Source organism: Luteibacter sp. KNZ12-1A, assembly GCF_056755675.1.
This window is the reverse complement of sequence record NZ_JBPGXU010000037.1, coordinates 1-15,905: the sequence shown is the minus strand read 5'-3', so window position 1 is coordinate 15,905 and position 15,905 is coordinate 1. Positions and strand designations below refer to the sequence as shown.

Below are 15,905 nucleotides of genomic sequence, written 5' to 3'. Positions count from 1 at the left end.
GCTCACGCTTCCTGCAGTTCGCGGGCGGATCGTTCGCTGCCTGCGCGCCGGGACGACCACACGCTGCATGGGTCCCCTTCAACGGCACGACGGCGCGTGGCGAAGCCAAGCCAGGCGAAACCCACGCCCATCGCGATCGCGACCAGGTCGACACCGAGCACCGCGAAGCGCCCTTCGCCGAGCGTGCGGAGCAGGCGGTCGCCATGGATCGTCGCGTCGAGCACCCCGACGGCCACGCTGATGAAGGCGGTGGCCCAGAGCAACTCCACCGCCGCCCTGGCGGGCAGGCGCCAGAAGGTCCAGAGGATCGCCGCGGCGAAGGCCGTGAAGCATACGGGCTGGACGATGGCCGTAGGCGAGGCGCCCCAAAGCGGGCCCAACAGGTTCGCGAGGAAGGTGGTCGAGATCGCGAAGCACGCACCGATGCAGACGCCGACGGTGGCCGTGGCCATCGCGCGTACCTTCAACGGCTGGTTCGCCTGGCGCCGCTTGCGACGTGATTCGATGTACAGGAGATTGCCGGAATAGAACAGGAAGGCGCCGGCGAGGCCGAGGACGAAATACAGCCAGCGCAGCGAGAGGCCGCCGAAGCTGCCGAAGTGCAGGCCGAAGATCGCCGAGTACGTGGCGTGGTTCGCATCGCGCGCGCCGCTCAGCTGCATGCCGAGCACGTGCCCGTCCGTGGCATCGAGCGAGACCATCCCGTATTCACCGAGCGTCTTCCTGGATGTGCCGCGCACTTCCGCCGCGGCGCCCTGCCGCCCGTAGTGCACGTAGCGCATGTAATCCGGTTCGAAGTTCGCGGCGCCGGCGGCGAGCGCGGCCTGCCGCGCGCGCGCGCCGAGTTCGGCGGGCGACAGCATCACCGCCATGCCGCCCTTGTCCTGCGTGGCCGGCAAGGCGCTCGTCATGCGCTCGAAGGCGGGCATCAGCTTGCCGTCGAAGATGGCCGTGTTGAACGCGACCAGCATCACGAGGGTGAGGCAGAGCAAGGCGCCCGTGATCGCGAAGATGATGTGGAAGGGAAGGCTGAGGATGCCGATGACGTTATGCGCGTCCTGCCACAGGCGCTTGAGGTTGTGCCCGGGACGCAGCGCGAACAGTTCGCGCACGAGGTTCGGCAGGTGGATGAGCAGTCCCGTCAGCAACGCCAGTCCATAGATCACGCTGACGACGCCCATGAGATAGATGCCGACGACCGGAATGCCGAGGTCGTAATGCAGTTCGTAGACGAAATCGGCGAGGCCGTGTTCGTGGTCTTCCGAATCGCGTGGCGCGGTCTCGCCCAGCGACTGGGTCTTCCACTCGCCGTTCTTCTCCATCCAGTACGCGGCCACTTCGTGCGAAGGATGATCGGCGGGATACGTCACGCCGATCTGTTCGGCCGCCGCGGGGTGCTTCGCCACGATATCCGCCAGCATGGCGTGCGCGCGGTCCATGGTGTCCGCACGGGCCATCTCGGCCCGAGGCACGGCCCATGCGTCGATCTCTTCGTGGAACATGGTCAGCGCGCCGGCATAGAACGCGATGAACAGGGCGAAGCCGGCAAGCAGGCCGGTCCAGGTATGGACCGTGGTGAAGGTACGCAGCGTGGAGGCTTTCATCGGTTACAGCCCCGGCATCGTGTGCTTGGCGAGGAACAGCGCGGCGAACGCGGCGAGGTTGGCCATGGCCAGCCACGCCCAGGCGCGGACACCGCTGCGGAAGAGGAAGGTGGCGGCCATGATCCCGATCCACAGCGGAAAGAAGATCACCATCATCGGGATGACCACCGACTCGCTCGAATGCGGCCAGATCCAGATCGCCACCGCGACCAGGGCCATGGACAACGGCAAGCCAAGCAGGATGCCGGCGAAGGTCTTGGCGAGCATCAGCGTGGCTTCCGTTCAGTGGCCGGGCGGAACAGCCATGTGATGTAGGGCAGGGCGACGGCGCCCAGCATCAGTGCCGTCAGCGCCGAAAAAATGCCCGGCAGGGAGGTCTCCCCGGCAATCCACGCGACCAGCGCCGCGAAGGCGAACACGCTGGCGCCGAGACGGGCAGGGCGTCCCAACGGCCGCGACAACAACCGCTGGTTCCGCGAGGCCAGGTAGGCGAGGGCCATGGCGACGAAAGCTGCCACGCAGCCGAGGAGATTCATGGACGGAGACCGGCGACAAGGACTGATTGATAATTATTATCATTTGCTACTGGCCGGTCAAACCTGCGCCAGCGGCCTTGTGCTGCTTAAGTTTTGACCAACCCGTCCGTTAACTGAATAGGGGCATTGGTAAAACTAGCGTTAACCCCCTCCGTTAAATTAGAATTAACACCCCAGCGATCATCGCGATGCGGCATCTCGCTGTGCGATGCGACAGGAAAGATCGATAACCGATTGATATAGCAGCCATGTTGACCACCGCCCTCATTGCCACGACCCTCGTCGCCTTCGCTCTCGCGGCGGCATCGGTCCGTCGCATCCCGGAAGGCAAGGTCTACAGCGTGCGCCGCTTCGGTCGCTCGCCCGCGCTGCTCACCGCCGGTACCCACGTCGTGCTTCCCGTGTTCGACCGCGTCTTCCACAAGATCGATCTCGGCGGCCAGGTACTTCGCTTCGAGGGCGGCACGGTCTATTGGCAGGTGCTCGAACCGGAAGTCGCCGACGAAGTCATCGATGAGGCGCCCGAACTGATCCGCAGCAACGTCGTCGCCGCCCTGCGCGATACCGCCACGGGCCATGCGGCCGACCGTCGCGCCGTCGGTACGCAACTCAAGCACGCCGTGAACGGTTCGCTCCGGGCTCGCGGCATGCTGGTGACCCGCGTCGAACTCGACGCCGCCTGATCCCCGCGCTGGCGCCATCGCGCCGGCGCTTCCATACTCTTGCGCCCCTCGCCTCACCCAGGTGCCGCATGACCGCGCGCGAAGCCTTGCAAGCCCAACTCGAACGCGGCATCGCCGCCCTGGGCCTGACCTTGCCCGATGGCGCCGTCGATCGCCTGCTCGATTACCGGGAGCTGCTGGAGCGCTGGAACTCGGCCTATAACCTGACGGCTGTGCGCAACGCCGACGAGATGATCGCCCGCCACTTGCTCGATTCGCTGGCGATCCTTCCCTACGTCCATGGGCGCACCTTGGCCGACCTCGGCACAGGGCCAGGTCTGCCCGGCATTCCGCTGGCCATCGCGGAACCGGCGCGCGACGTGCTCATGGTCGACTCCAATGGAAAGAAGGTCCGCTTCCTGCGCGAGGCGATCCGCTCGCTGAAGCTGACCAACGCAAGGGCCCTGCAGAGCCGCGTCGAGGATGTCGAGGGCACGTTCGAATGCGTCACGGCCCGCGCCTTCGCCTCCCTGGCCGACATGCTCGGCTGGGGCGGCCATCTGTTGGCGCCGGATGGCGTCTGGCTGGCGATGAAGGGCAAGCATCCGGCGGAAGAACTGGACGGGGTGCCGGAGGGATTCCAGGTGGAGGCGATCCATGCGCTGCATGTGCCGGGCGTCGATGGGGAGCGGCACCTCGTGGTCATCCGCCGGGCGTAGAAGCGCGTCCCGACCCCAAGGCCCGCCCCATCGAAGATGCTACGCTAACGCCCTTTCCGCGCACGGTAGCTACCGGTACTCCATGGCCCGCATCCTCGCAGTCGCCAACCAGAAGGGCGGTGTCGGCAAGACCACCACCTCCGTCAACCTCGCCGCGGCCCTGGCCGCCGCGAAGCGCAAGGTGCTGCTTGTCGACCTCGATCCGCAGGGCAACGCCACGATGGCCTCGGGCGTGGACAAGCACGAGGCCAAGCCGAACGGTTGCGAAGTGCTGCTGGACGAAGCCGCCATCGGCGACGTGCTGGTACGCACCGAAGCCGGCTTCGACCTGCTGCCGGGCAATGGCGATCTCACCGCCGCCGAACTCAAGCTGATGGACGGCATGGCGCGCGAGCATCGCCTGAAGGAACAGCTGGCGAAGATATCGGACAAGTACCACACGATCCTGATCGACTGCCCGCCCTCGCTGCACCTGCTCACCCTGAACGCGCTGACCGCGGCCGATGGCGTGCTGATTCCGGTGCAGTGCGAGTACTTCGCCCTGGAGGGGCTGTCGAGCCTGCTCGACACGATCTCCGCCGTGCGCCAGCGCCTGAACCCGAAGCTGGAGGTCGAAGGCCTCCTGCGCACCATGTACGACGTGCGCAACAACCTCGGCAACGAGGTATCGGCACAGCTCACCCAGCACTTCGGCGAGAAGGTGCTTCGCTCGATCATCCCGCGCAACGTGCGCTTGGCCGAGGCACCCAGCCACGGCCAGCCGATCCACCTGTACGATCGCGGTTCGCGTGGCGCCATCGCCTATATCGGCCTCGCTGGAGAGATCATCCGTCGCGAGCGCGCGATGAACGCGCATGATGCCGGCGAGCTGGCGAACGATCTCGACGAAGCCGCGCCCGATGCCAGCGGCGCGACCCCGACGACCCCTTAAGGAGCACCCAGTGGCAGCAGCGAAGAAACGTGGACTCGGCCGTGGCCTCGACGCCTTGCTCGGCGGCGGCGCGGGTCCCGACGCCGCCCCCTCGATCGTCGAGCAGGAAGGCGAACTGCGCTCGTTGCCGATCCACCAGATCCAGGCAGGCAAGTACCAGCCGCGACGCCACTGGAACGACGAGGCGCTCGACGAACTGGCCGCCTCGATCAAGGCCCAGGGCCTCATCCAGCCCGTGGTGGTCCGCGCGATCGGCAAGAACAGCTACGAGCTGATCGCTGGCGAACGCCGCTGGCGCGCGGCCCAGCGTGCCTCGATGAGCGAGATTCCCGCGCTGGTGAAGGACGTACCCGAGCAGTCCGTGCTGGCCATGGCGCTGATCGAAAACATCCAGCGCCAGGAGCTCACTCCGCTCGAGGAAGCCCAGGCCTTGCAGCGCCTGATCGACGAATTCGACCTCACCCACCAGCAGGCCGCCGATGCGGTCGGCCGCTCGCGCGCGGCGGTCTCCAACCTGCTCCGCCTGATCGAACTGCCCGCCTCCATCAAGCAACTGCTCGACGAAAGCAAGCTGGAAATGGGCCATGCCCGTGCCCTGCTCACCTTGCCGGCCACCATCGCCGAACCGTTGGCGCTGGAAGCGGCGCGCAACGGCTGGACGGTGCGCGAACTCGAAGAGGCCGCACGCAAGGCCCAGCTGGCTCCGAAGGGCAAGGCCAGGTCGGCGGCCGTCGATCCGAACATCGCCAATCTCGAACGTGAACTGGCCGAACGCTTCGCCACCCGCGTCGAACTCGCCCATGGCCGTGGCGGCAAGGGCAAGCTGGTCATCCATTACCACAGCCTCGACGAGCTGGATGGCATCCTCACCAAGGTCCGCTGAGCGCGGCCTGTAAGGAAATGCGCATGGCGCCGGTCCATGAGGGTGTGAATCCGAAGCAGCGCCAGTACGAAGCCATGGTGCGCGCCCTGTCGGCGGACCTCTACCGGTACGCCTTCTGGCTGTCGCGCTCCGAGACGGTCGCCCAGGACCTCGTCCAGGAGACCTTCCTGCGCGCGTGGAAGAACCTCGACAGCCTCCGCGACGCCGAATCGGCGAAGCCCTGGCTGATCACCATCCTGCGCCGGGAGCACGCGCGCCTCTACGAACGCAAGCGCCTGGATACCGTGGAACTGGACGACAACGTGCCCGAAGACGCCGCCTTCGCCAGCCCCGAACGCAGCGGCGACGCCGCGCAGGTGCGCGAGGCCATGTTGAAACTGCCGGACAAATACCGCGATCCGCTCGCCATGCAGGTGCTCGGTGGGATGACGTGCGAGGAAATCGCCGAAAGCACGGGGCAACAACCGGGCGCGGTGATGACCCAGCTGTTCCGGGCACGCCAGCGCCTGAAGGATCTGCTTGGCGGACGTGCCGTGGCCGAGGGGGGCCGGAAATGAATTGCCTCGAATTCCGCCGCCGCGTCGGCGCCGAGCCTCGCTCGCGCGATCCGGAGATCCTCGCCCATCGCGACAGCTGCAAGGACGGATGCGCCGCGTTCTGGCAGCGTGCCCAGCGCTTCGAGGACGACCTCGAAGCCGCCCTTGCCGTGCCGGTGCCCGAAGGGCTCGCCGATCGCATCCTGCTGGCCCAGGCCACCGGTGAACGGCGCCGCCAGGTGGGGCGGCGCCGCGCCTGGATGGCGATGGCCGCGTCGGTCTTGATCGCCTTCGCCGGTGTCGGGATGCTCTGGCGCCATGCCGACCTCAACTCCCTGCCTGCCCTCGCCGTGGCGCACATGCCGGAGGAAATGGACGCGCTGAGCCTCACCCAGCCGATGACCGACGCCCAGGTCGAGGCAGGTTTCGTGGGCCGCGCCACGCGGCTGAAGGGCCCCGCCCCGGCCGGCGTCACCTACGTGCACGACTGCACGGTCGGCCCGTACCCGGCGGTGCACGTGGTCACCCGGATGAACGACGAGCCGGTGGTCGCCCTGTACATGCCCGGCAAGATGGTCGACAAGACCACCGAGTTCCACCGCGACGGCTGGGACGGACGTCAGGTGGCGCTCAGTGGCGGCACCCTGGTGGTGATGGCGCAGGGCGCGAGCCGGAACACGCGGGATGCGGTGGAGCGCGGTTGGCGGGCCGCCATCGAGGGTCCTGCCGGCCAGGCCGTGGGCCGGATCTGAACGATTGCCACGGCGGCGGCCCCATCCGGCGCGGGTTGGGCGATAATGCCGCCCCGAATCCTCCTGCCTCCGGAACCGCGATGACCGACCTCGCCGTGGTCGTGCCCGTCTTCAACGAGCGCGACAACATCCCGCCCCTTCTCGCCGAGATCGCTTCGGCCCTGCGTGGACGGATCGACTTCGAGATCATCTACGTCGACGACGACAGCACCGACGACAGCGTGGCCGTGCTCACCGCCGCCCGCGCGCAGTATCCGGAACTGCGGATCGTCCGCCACCTCACCCGCAGCGGGCAGAGCACGGCCGTGTGGAATGGCGTGCGCGCCGCCCGCGCGCCATGGATAGCCACGCTCGACGGCGACGGCCAGAACGATCCGGCCGATATCCCCAAGTTGCTGGCCGCCCGCGAGGGCGCCAAGCCGGAACTGAAACTGTTCGCCGGCTGGCGCGTCACGCGTCGCGACAGCTTCAACAAGCGCATCTCATCGAAGGTCGCCAACGCGGTGCGTTCGCGCATGCTCCAGGACGACACGCCCGACACCGGCTGCGGCCTGAAGCTGTTCGAGCGCGAGACCTTCCTGCGCCTGCCCTACTTCGACCACATGCACCGCTACCTTCCGGCCCTGGTCAAGCGTGCCGGCTTCGCCAGCCAGAGCGTGCCGGTGGGCCACCGTCCGCGCACGGCGGGCACCTCGAAATACGGCATGCTCGACCGCCTCTGGGTCGGCCTTGCTGACCTGCGCGGCGTGGCATGGCTGATGCGCCGCGCCAAGGTCACCCGCACCGAAGAGGTCTGACCCACCGGGCCCGTCTAGCGGAAGGTCGTTCGCGGTGTCCAATGGTCCAGCGCGCGAGCAGTCCGTTCGCGCCCCAGTTCGATCAACTCGCGTGCGCGATAGAACTCGTACACGGTGGACACGTTGCGCGGAATCTCGATCAGCAGGTCGGGCGGATAGGCGGCCAGGCGCAGGCGCGAAAGATTCGCCTGCATGAGATCCATGGACTGCGTCATCAGTTCGAACGCGCCCGGGTCCCTGACCTTGGTTTCGCCTTGCGGCAGCACGCGCCCGATCAGGCGGCCGAGGCGTGCGGCATAGCCCTTGTCGGCCACGGCGGCCACGTCGCGTTCGGGCGGTTGCTGCATCTCGGCCGCGCCATCCACGCTCACCGCCACCACGTAATCCGCGTCCTCGCGCATCAGGGGCAACACGGGCAAGGGATTGAGCAAGGCGCCATCGACCAGGCGACGGCCTTCATGCGTATAGGGGCGGAACAGCGTGGGAATCGCGATCGAGGCACGGATAGCGTCGAACAGCGGTCCACGGGTGAGCCATACCTCGCGTTCCCGGTCGATGTCGGTGGCCACTGCCGTGTACGTGATCGGCAACTCCTCGATGTTCACCTCGCCGATCAATTCGCGCAGGGCGGCCATGATCCGGTCGCCCTTGATGAACCCACCACCGGAGAAGCTCCAGTCCACCAGGCGCAGGACATCGAAGCGGGCCAGCGTGGAGACCCAGTCGCGGTAGATGTCGAGCTTGCCCATGGCGTAGATGCCGCCGATGAGGGCGCCCATCGAGGTGCCGGCGACGGCGACGATCTCGAAGCCGCGTTGCTCCAGTTCCTCGATGGCGCCGATGTGAGCGAGGCCTTTGGCCGCGCCCGCACCCAATGCCAGCGCGACGCGCGGTTTGCGCGGCTCGCCGGTGGTGGCGGGCAGTGCGCCGGGATCGGCGATGTCGAGGTCGCTCATGAAACCTGCTTAATGACGGTTGCCGTTGCCCTGGTACCCGGAAAGGGCCAGTTGCAGCAGGATCTTCATTTCCTCGCGCAAGGGCAGCGGCGAGACGATCTCGGCATCCGGACCGTACTTGAGTACATCCATCAGCAGTTCGCGCGAGTTCGAGTACGGCACCTTCAGTTCGTAGCGGCCGTCGGGCAACCACTCGCCCTTCTGTTGGGAATGCCAGTGCTCGTCGGCCACCCAGCGCGCGGCGTGCGAGGAGAAACGAATGGTGGCCCAGGCTTTCGGCTTGCCGGCGAAGATGCCGTAGCTGGAGGCGAGCAGGTCGTTGAGTTCCGCCTCTTCCACGTCTTTCGCCTTCGCGTCCAGCGCCTGCGGCTCGGCGATGCGGTCGACCGCGAAGCTGCGCAGCGCCTCGCGATCGTGGTCCCAGACATCGAGGTACCAGTTGTCGCGGTAATGGGTCAGTCGCTGCGGCGATACGGTGCGCTTCGTATCGGAGTTCGTCGTGCGGGCGCGGTAGCGGAAACTCAGTTGGCGGCGTTCGAGCACGGCGCCGGCGACCATGCGGAATACCTGCTGGTCCATCTTGCGCGCGCCCCAGGAGATCACCCGGATGCGGTCCACGGGCAGGGCCTTGCCGCTGCCATGGTCGGAGAGGAGCCGCTCGATGCGAGCCTTGAAGGGCGCCAGCGCGCCGGCCAGCACGCCCGGATCGGAACGACCGATCAGTTCGTTCAAGGCCATCAGGGCGGCGAGTTCGTCGCTGGTCAGCCACAGGCCGGGCAGTTCGAAGCTGTCGCCCTCGCCCGCTTCGTAGCGGAACGAGGCCTGTTCGCCGGCTACGCTCTGCACGGGCGCGCCCAGCGCATCGCGCAGGAAGGCCACGTCGCGATAGAGCGTGGCGCGCGAGCATTCCAGCTCGTCCATCAGCCGCGACAGGGGTACCGGGTAATGGGCCGACTTAAGCAGCCTGTGCAGGGTGAGAATGCGCTCGTAGCGGTCCATGGGTGTCGCCGGCAGATGGAGCTTTCGGGAAGTGTGTCCGCGCGGGCGTGATGCCCGTATCTACGCAGGCCAAGCATGGCGGTGGGCGGTGCGCTCCGCAAGGGATGACTGCGGTGCGCGCCGTAGGATTTCCGTACCGGTGGGAGTCCCGGGTTTGCGCCCGGCACCAATAGGCGCAAAAATGCAGCCTTTGCGATTCGCCGAAGGCCTCCCCCGACCATGGCGGAACCGAACGAGGCGCCCCCCATCGCGCTGGCCCACGGGCTGTCCGATGGCGATGGCGCGCTCACCAGCTTGTTCTCCCTACCGATCGTGGTCGTGCAGACGGCCAGCGCCACCGGCTATGGCCTGTGGATGGTGCTCGGCACCGCCCTGGCCCTGGGTCTCTATCCGGACGGCCGCGGCGATGTGCTCGCCCCGTTGTCGATCGGGCTGGTGCTGGTGGGCGTTGGCCTCGTGGCGACCTGCCTGCGCTTGCCCTTCGCGCCGGAATGGCACGGCTGGAATCCCGTGAAACGGATGATGCCGACCCCGGAAGGCATGATCGCCATGGCGACCTTCCTGCCGATGCTGGCCCTGGGCGGCCTCGCGCGCGGTGGCAACGATTTCTGGGCCACCCGGCTGGCCGGCGCGGTACTCATGCTCTGCAGCCTGGCCACCCTGGTCTACACGGCACGCGGCGATTCGCGCGGCCTGCGCGGCCCGGTGGCCTCGATGGCCAATACCCTCCCGCTCGGCCGGACGATCTCCGCCCTCTTCGCCGGAGGCTTGTGGTTCTGGCTCTGCGTCGCATTGCAGGTTGAGACGCCGATCGATCCGCTCAATCCGTGGCGACTGGCCCTGCTCGGGGTGGCGCTCGCCCTGGGCCTGGTGGAGGGCATGCGCTGGCGCGCGTTGCGCCAGCTGGCCGAGGAATGCGGCAAGACCGCGAGCATCACGGGCGGCCGTAGCGCGGTTTCGCTGCTTGGCTGGCGCTTCGGCGTCGCGGCACTCGCGATCGGATTGCCTTGCCTGCTGTTGATCGCCCATCCGACGGGTGCGATGCAGGCGTGGGCCGCCGGTCTGGCCGCGTTAAGCTGCGTTGTCGGTCAATGTCTCGAACAGCGGCTCTATGGCCGCGCATACGCCCGGCTGGTCACAGGCTAGGCAAGATCATGGCGCGGGGGCGCGCCGCTGGCCGTCCAGACGGCCGAAGAACTCCCTTTCCAATCCACATCCGGGTAGACGATGAAAAAACTGCTTATCGCCACGCTCGTCCTCGCCGCGCTGCCGTTCACGGCATCGGCACAGGACGCCAACGCCAATCCGAACCAGGACCCGTCCCAGAATGGCGGCTGGACGGGTTCGGGCGAATTCGGTTTCGCCTCGTCCCGTGGCAACTCGCGCTCCGAGAACGCCAATGCGAAGCTCGGCCTCAGCCAGGAAAACGAGGTCTGGAAGAACAACTTCTTCCTCAACGGCCTGCGCTCGAAGGGCGAGGTGTCGGTCACCGACGGCGACGGCAACACCGTCGACAAGTTCAGCACCACCGCGAACCGTTACGACACGGGCGCCTCGGTCGGCTACAAGTTCGATCCGCGCAGCTACGTGGTGACCGCCGCCCGCTACGAACACGACGATTTCGGCGCCAACCTGTGGCAGGGCATCATCTCGGTCGGTTACGGTTACATCGCGCTGAAGAACGAACGCGCCGAACTCTCGTTCGAAATCGGTCCCGGTTTCAAGCGCTACCAGCCGGCGAAGTCGACCCGCGCGGTGTTGAACGCCGACGGCACGCCGGCTGTCGACGCCGAGGGCAATGCCCTCTCCGAGACCTACACGCCGAGCGCCGAGAGCGAAGTCGTCGGCCGTGGCCTGATCAACGGCAAGTACCGCCTCACCGACAACACGGCGCTGGAAGACACGCTGCTGGTGGAAGCGGGCTCGAAGAACCAGTACTACCAGAACGACATCGGCGTCTCGGTCAGCATGACGAAGAAGATGGCGCTCAAGGTCGGCTACCAGATCCGCTACAACAGCGACACGCAGCCGGGCACGGTCAGCACGGACAAGCTGATGACGACCAACCTCGTCTACAACTTCTGACGGTTCGGCTTCGGGAAAGCATCGCCGACTTGTCGGCGATGCTCTTACCCCGGAACCCCTCACCGCTGCGGCTTCAAGAACTCCTCGGCACCCAATGCCAGGAGCATCGCAGCCACTTCCTGCCCCAACTCCACCGGCGTGTCGCCCCTGCTGTCCGCCTGCGCATGCAGCAGCTCGCCCGTGGCGGCGTTGCCGACCATGCCGTGCAAGGTGAGCCCGTGTTCGGCGACGACGCACCACGCGCCGATGGCCACCGCGCAACTGCCGCCGAGCTTTTCGTTCATCGCCCGCTCCGCGTTCACGGCGATGCGGGTTTCCTCGTCTTCCAGCGCTGCGAGCAATTCATTCACGCGCCTGTCGTTCGCTCGGGACTCCACGGCGATCGCGCCCTGGCCTGGAGCCGGCAGCCAGCCGGGACTGGCCAGTCGCGTACGGATGCGCTGACCGAGGCCCAGCCGCTCCACGCCCGCGCAGGCGAGGATGATCGCGTTGTAATGACCGTCATCGAGCTTGGCCAGCCGCGTGTTCACGTTGCCGCGCAGGTCGAGCAACTGCAGGTCGGGACGCAACGCGCGCAACTGGGCCTGGCGGCGCAACGACGACGTGCCGACGCGGGCGCCGTTGGGCAGTTCGGCGAGGTTCGCGTAATCGTTGGCGATGAAGGCGTCGGCGGCGTCGGCGCGTGGCAGGACGGCGGAAAGGACGAAACCCGGCTCCAGCTCGGCGGGAACGTCTTTCAGGGAGTGCACGGCGATATCCGCGCGATCCTCCAGCATCGCCACCTCCAGTTCCTTCAGGAACAGGCCCTTGCCGCCGATCGTGGCAAGCGAGCGGTCGAGGATCTCGTCGCCGCGCGTGGAGAGCGGTACCAGCTCGACGGCCAGCCCGGGATGCGCTTGGCGCAGCAGGCTGGCCACGTGTTCGGCTTGCCAGAGGGCCAGCGCACTCTTGCGGGTGGCGATGCGGAGCGGTGCGGTCATGGCGGTCCGTACAGGGCTATCGTGAAAGGTGACGATTGTCCCGCAAACCACCCTCGAGCGCAGCGCGGTGCGACGTCCCGGTGTCAGGCGCCGGGCGTGCGGAGCAGCTGGCGGATCCCCGGCAGGTTGCGCCGGCTCACCTCGGGGGCGACCTCGGTGCCGGCCAGGCGGGCCAGTACGCGCCCGTCGGCGAGGGTCTTCAATCCCAGCAGACGTTCGCGCGGAACGAGGCAATTGCGATGCAGGCGCACCAGGCGCTCGCCATGCGCGGCCTCCAGCTGGCGCAGCGATTCGTCGATCAGCCACATGCCGCCACGGTGGTGTACGGCCACGTACTTCTCGTCCGCGAGAAGGTAGAGCACCTCATCGAGCGCCACGCGTACCTCGTCCGCGCCATGCCTGGCACGCAACCAGGCACCCCTTTCGGCGTGGGCAGGCCGGAGTCTCGCCATGGCGCGCTCCATCGCCTCGTCCAGCCGCTCGGCGCGAACCGGCTTCAACAGGTAGTCCGTCGCACCGAGGTCGAAGGCGCTGAGCGCGTGTTGTTCGTAGGCGGTACAGAAAATCACCTGGGGCGGCGCCGATAAGGTGGCGAGCCGCTTCGCCGCGAGCGTTCCCGTCAGTCCGGGCATTTCGATGTCGAGCAGGACGAGGTCGGGTTTCCACTGGGCGCAAGCCTCCAGCACGGCATCGCCATCGGCGACCTCGCCCACCACGGTGATGTCCTGGCGGCGGCCCAGCAAGGTGCGCAGGCGCATCCGCGCCAGCGGTTCGTCATCGGCGATCAGTACGCGCATGCGCGGACTCCGGCAGGAACAGGGTCACGACGAAACGGTTGTCATCGGTCTCGGCGCGCACCGCGGCGCGTTCGCCGAAGTGGAAGCGCACGCGTTCACGGACGCTGCGCAAGCCGTGCCCGTTACCCGGGGTGGCGGGCGCGTCGGACAGCGGATTGTCGACCACGATCTCCACGCCGCCCGGCACGCGGCGGCCACCGAGGCGGATCGTGCCACCCGCGCGGCTGGGCTGAATCCCGTGGCGGATCGCGTTTTCCACCAGCGGCTGCAATAGCAGGCGCGGCAGCGGGAGGTCGTCCGGCACGTCGATGGCACGCTCCACACGCAGCCGGTCGCCCAGGCGCAACGCCTCGATCTCCAGGTAGCGATCCACCAGCGCCCATTCCTCGCCCAGCGTTCCCACGGACGACGGGTCGCTGCCCAGGGCGGCGCGAAACAGCTCGGCGAGGTTTTCGACGGTGCGCTCGGCGGCGTCGGGGTCCACGCGGATCAGGGCGGCCACGGCATTCATGCTGTTGAAGAGGAAGTGCGGCCGGATGCGCGCCTGCAAGGCGGCCACCTGAGCCTGCGCCTCCGCCGCCACGCGTGCCTGCCATTGCGCCACGACATAGAAGTAGCGCAGCAACCCCGCGCCAAGGAGGCCGGTGGCAAGCACGCTATCGCGCACGAAGCGGAATCGCGAAGCCGGGCTGAGGCCGGCACCGAGGTTGTGGTCGATCCAGCCGAGCAGGGTGGCGCTGACTCCCACCGTGACCACCAACAGCAGCCATACGGCGGCGTAAGGCCACAGCCAGGGCAGCCGCTGCATCCAGGGGCGCAGCTTGCACAGCGCCACCGTCAGCAACATCGACAACCAGCTGGTGAACAACACGGCGATGCAATAGTCGCGCAAGTCACCGTCGTTACCCGGCGCGAGCCACATCAGGGTGACGGTGAGCGCACCGACCACCAGCAATGCGAACAGCACCGGCAGGCTGCAGAAATCGGGCAGCGGCGCCGATGGTGGGCGTGGAGGGGCGGGGCTGGCGGACGGGGCGGCTGGCATGCGGCGAGTATGCCGGATGCTCCCCGGCGCCAGCGCGCGGCCGGTCACGCGTCGGCGAAACGCTCCGCGAGCCAGGCGCGAATGTCCGCGATCTCCGCCAGGCTGACCTGGTGGCCCATGGGATAGCTATGCCAGTCGATGCGGTGCCCGAGCGTTTCCAGGGCCCGGCGCGATTGCTCGCCCAGGGTTATGGGCACGATCGGATCGGCACTGCCATGTCCCCAGAAGATCGGCGTGGCATGGTTCGCACCGCTGCGTTCCGCCTCGATCGTATCGTGCAGGGGCAGGTACGCCGACAGCACCAGGATGCCTGCCAGCGACTCGCGATGACGGAGGCCCGCCGAAAGCGCCATCGCGCCGCCCTGGGAGAAACCGGCCAGCACGACGCGCGACGCGGGCACGCCACGTTCCACCTCGCGCGCGATCAGGGCTTCCACGTCGGCGATCGAGGCGCGGATGCCTTCGACATCCTGCTTGTCGGCGATCGCGAGACCCTTGATGTCGTACCAGGCTCGCATGGGCATGCCGCTGTTCACCGTCACCGGCCGGATCGGCGCATGGGGGAATACGAAGCGTATTCCCGGCCACGCCGGGTCGACCAGCTCGGGCACGATCGGTGCGAAGTCGTCGCCGTCCGCGCCCAGGCCATGCAGCCAGATCACCGACCAGACGGGCGAAGGACGGGTTTCGCGTTCGACGGTGGGCAAGGACATGCGCTTATTCCCCCAATCCGAGTTCGGTCGCGAAGAAGGTCATCGACAGCGCCTGGTTGCCCACGCGCTGGCTGAAGGGTGCGCCGATGCCATGGCCGGCGTTCATGCGCGTGAGCAGCAGCACCGGCTGGCCCGAAGTACTGGCATCCTGCAGGGCGGCGGCGAACTTGCGCGACTGCCAGGGCGCCACGCGCGGATCGTTCGCGCCCGTGGTCAACAACACGGCCGGGTACTTCGTTCCCTTCTTCACGTTGTGCAGGGGCGAGTACGCCAGCATGGCCTTCGCGATCGTGGGGTCCTTGACCGAGCCGTACTCGCTCACGTTGTACGGCCCGTTCGCAAAAGCGGTTTCGTGGCGCGGCACGTCGTAAATTCCCACGGCACCGACCACCGCGCGGTATTGCTCGGGATGCTGGGTGAGCGCCGCGCCCATCAACAACCCACCGTTGCTGCCGCCGAGGATGCCCAGGTGGCCCGTGTCGGTCCACTTCGTGTCGATCAGCGCCTGCGAAGCCGCGAAGAAGTCGTCGAACACGTTCTGCTTGCGCTGCTTCTGGCCCTGCTCGTGCCAGGCCTCGCCGAACTCGTTGCCGCCGCGGATGTTGGCGTAAGCCAGCACGCCGCCACGCTCCAGCCACGCCAGGTTCGGGCCGACGAAACCCGGGGTGACCGGAATCCCGAAGCCGCCATAGCTATAGAGGATGGTGGGGCGCTTGCCGTTGGGCGTGACGCCGTCCATCGCGATCACGGTGACCGGAATCTTGCTGCCATCCTTCGAGGTGCCTTCCACCCGGGTGACGCGAACCTTCGAATAGTCGGCGGCCGGCTTCACTTCGAAGATGGTCTTCAACGAGCCGGTGACGCCGTCATACTCCTGTCTCTTATACACATCTGACGCTGCCGACGAGCG

At 67.4% G+C, this 15,905-nt stretch carries 19 protein-coding genes; 9 read left to right on the top strand and 10 right to left on the bottom strand.

Annotated features, from left to right (window positions below):
• Positions 1-2: 2 nt before the first annotated feature.
• From ACR9ZJ_RS09855 to ACR9ZJ_RS09845, 3 genes are read right to left on the bottom strand one after another with little or no spacing between them, the layout of a single operon-like run.
• Positions 3-1,604: a PepSY-associated TM helix domain-containing protein gene (locus tag ACR9ZJ_RS09855; protein WP_481287654.1), complete on the bottom strand. Its 1,602-nt coding sequence runs from the start codon at positions 1,602-1,604 to the stop codon at positions 3-5.
• A gap of 3 nt (positions 1,605-1,607) precedes the next feature.
• The gene (locus ACR9ZJ_RS09850; protein ID WP_481282082.1) at positions 1,608-1,871 is read right to left on the bottom strand and encodes a hypothetical protein; all 264 of its coding nucleotides are present in this window, start codon (positions 1,869-1,871) and stop codon (positions 1,608-1,610) included.
• Entirely contained in the window at positions 1,871-2,140 is a 270-nt protein-coding gene (locus ACR9ZJ_RS09845; protein WP_481282083.1) for a hypothetical protein, read from the bottom strand. Before ACR9ZJ_RS09845 ends, ACR9ZJ_RS09850 begins: the two co-directional genes overlap by 1 nt.
• Before the next feature lie 248 nt (positions 2,141-2,388).
• Here ACR9ZJ_RS09845 and ACR9ZJ_RS09840 point away from each other — a divergent pair, with 248 nt between their 5' ends.
• The 7 genes from ACR9ZJ_RS09840 (at position 2,389) to ACR9ZJ_RS09810 (ending at position 7,420) form a co-directional block, all read left to right on the top strand.
• A complete protein-coding gene (locus tag ACR9ZJ_RS09840; protein WP_481287653.1) occupies positions 2,389-2,823 on the top strand; it encodes an SPFH domain-containing protein in 435 nt (144 codons plus the stop codon).
• Between the two features lie 68 nt (positions 2,824-2,891).
• Complete coding sequence (rsmG, locus tag ACR9ZJ_RS09835; RefSeq protein WP_481282085.1) at positions 2,892-3,521, top strand: 16S rRNA (guanine(527)-N(7))-methyltransferase RsmG; 630 nt, start codon at positions 2,892-2,894, stop codon at positions 3,519-3,521.
• A gap of 82 nt (positions 3,522-3,603) precedes the next feature.
• The gene (locus ACR9ZJ_RS09830) at positions 3,604-4,452 is read left to right on the top strand and encodes a ParA family protein (protein ID WP_481287652.1); all 849 of its coding nucleotides are present in this window, start codon (positions 3,604-3,606) and stop codon (positions 4,450-4,452) included.
• 10 nt (positions 4,453-4,462) lie between these two features.
• On the top strand, positions 4,463-5,335 hold the full coding sequence (locus ACR9ZJ_RS09825) for a ParB/RepB/Spo0J family partition protein (protein WP_481282087.1): 873 nt from the start codon (positions 4,463-4,465) through the stop codon (positions 5,333-5,335).
• Positions 5,336-5,358: 23 nt separating this feature from the next.
• A complete protein-coding gene (locus ACR9ZJ_RS09820) occupies positions 5,359-5,892 on the top strand; it encodes a sigma-70 family RNA polymerase sigma factor (protein WP_481282088.1) in 534 nt (177 codons plus the stop codon).
• Positions 5,889-6,623, top strand: a complete 735-nt coding sequence (locus ACR9ZJ_RS09815; RefSeq protein ID WP_481282089.1) for a DUF3379 family protein — start codon at positions 5,889-5,891, stop codon at positions 6,621-6,623. The genes ACR9ZJ_RS09820 and ACR9ZJ_RS09815 overlap by 4 nt, the downstream gene beginning before the upstream one ends.
• A gap of 80 nt (positions 6,624-6,703) precedes the next feature.
• Positions 6,704-7,420 carry a glycosyltransferase gene (locus ACR9ZJ_RS09810; RefSeq protein ID WP_306848650.1) on the top strand — a complete coding sequence of 239 codons (717 nt, stop codon included), beginning with the start codon at positions 6,704-6,706 and terminating at the stop codon, positions 7,418-7,420.
• Positions 7,421-7,434: 14 nt separating this feature from the next.
• On the opposite strand, the gene ACR9ZJ_RS09805 is transcribed toward ACR9ZJ_RS09810, so the two are convergent.
• Positions 7,435-8,376, bottom strand: a complete 942-nt coding sequence (locus ACR9ZJ_RS09805; protein WP_481282091.1) for a patatin-like phospholipase family protein — start codon at positions 8,374-8,376, stop codon at positions 7,435-7,437.
• A 9-nt stretch (positions 8,377-8,385) separates the two neighbouring features.
• On the bottom strand, positions 8,386-9,375 hold the full coding sequence (locus ACR9ZJ_RS09800; protein WP_306848655.1) for a helix-turn-helix transcriptional regulator: 990 nt from the start codon (positions 9,373-9,375) through the stop codon (positions 8,386-8,388).
• 219 nt (positions 9,376-9,594) lie between these two features.
• Between ACR9ZJ_RS09800 and ACR9ZJ_RS09795 the strand changes: the two genes are divergently transcribed.
• Both ACR9ZJ_RS09795 and ACR9ZJ_RS09790 read left to right on the top strand, forming a co-directional pair.
• Positions 9,595-10,521 carry a hypothetical protein gene (locus ACR9ZJ_RS09795; protein ID WP_481282092.1) on the top strand — a complete coding sequence of 309 codons (927 nt, stop codon included), beginning with the start codon at positions 9,595-9,597 and terminating at the stop codon, positions 10,519-10,521.
• Positions 10,522-10,602: 81 nt separating this feature from the next.
• Entirely contained in the window at positions 10,603-11,460 is an 858-nt protein-coding gene (locus ACR9ZJ_RS09790) for a DUF481 domain-containing protein (protein ID WP_426286101.1), read from the top strand.
• A 59-nt stretch (positions 11,461-11,519) separates the two neighbouring features.
• On the opposite strand, the gene hemC is transcribed toward ACR9ZJ_RS09790, so the two are convergent.
• From hemC to ACR9ZJ_RS09765, 5 genes are all read right to left on the bottom strand, one after another.
• Entirely contained in the window at positions 11,520-12,440 is a 921-nt protein-coding gene (gene hemC / locus ACR9ZJ_RS09785) for a hydroxymethylbilane synthase (protein WP_481287651.1), read from the bottom strand.
• 83 nt (positions 12,441-12,523) lie between these two features.
• The gene (locus ACR9ZJ_RS09780) at positions 12,524-13,237 is read right to left on the bottom strand and encodes a LytR/AlgR family response regulator transcription factor (protein ID WP_481282094.1); all 714 of its coding nucleotides are present in this window, start codon (positions 13,235-13,237) and stop codon (positions 12,524-12,526) included.
• Positions 13,215-14,282, bottom strand: coding sequence for a sensor histidine kinase (locus ACR9ZJ_RS09775; RefSeq protein ID WP_481287650.1), 1,068 nt, complete (start codon positions 14,280-14,282; stop codon positions 13,215-13,217). Before ACR9ZJ_RS09775 ends, ACR9ZJ_RS09780 begins: the two co-directional genes overlap by 23 nt.
• Before the next feature lie 44 nt (positions 14,283-14,326).
• Positions 14,327-14,995, bottom strand: a complete 669-nt coding sequence (locus ACR9ZJ_RS09770; protein ID WP_481282096.1) for an alpha/beta hydrolase — start codon at positions 14,993-14,995, stop codon at positions 14,327-14,329.
• 4 nt (positions 14,996-14,999) lie between these two features.
• The coding region (locus ACR9ZJ_RS09765; protein ID WP_481287649.1) for a prolyl oligopeptidase family serine peptidase at positions 15,000-15,905 on the bottom strand (906 nt) is incomplete at its 5' end.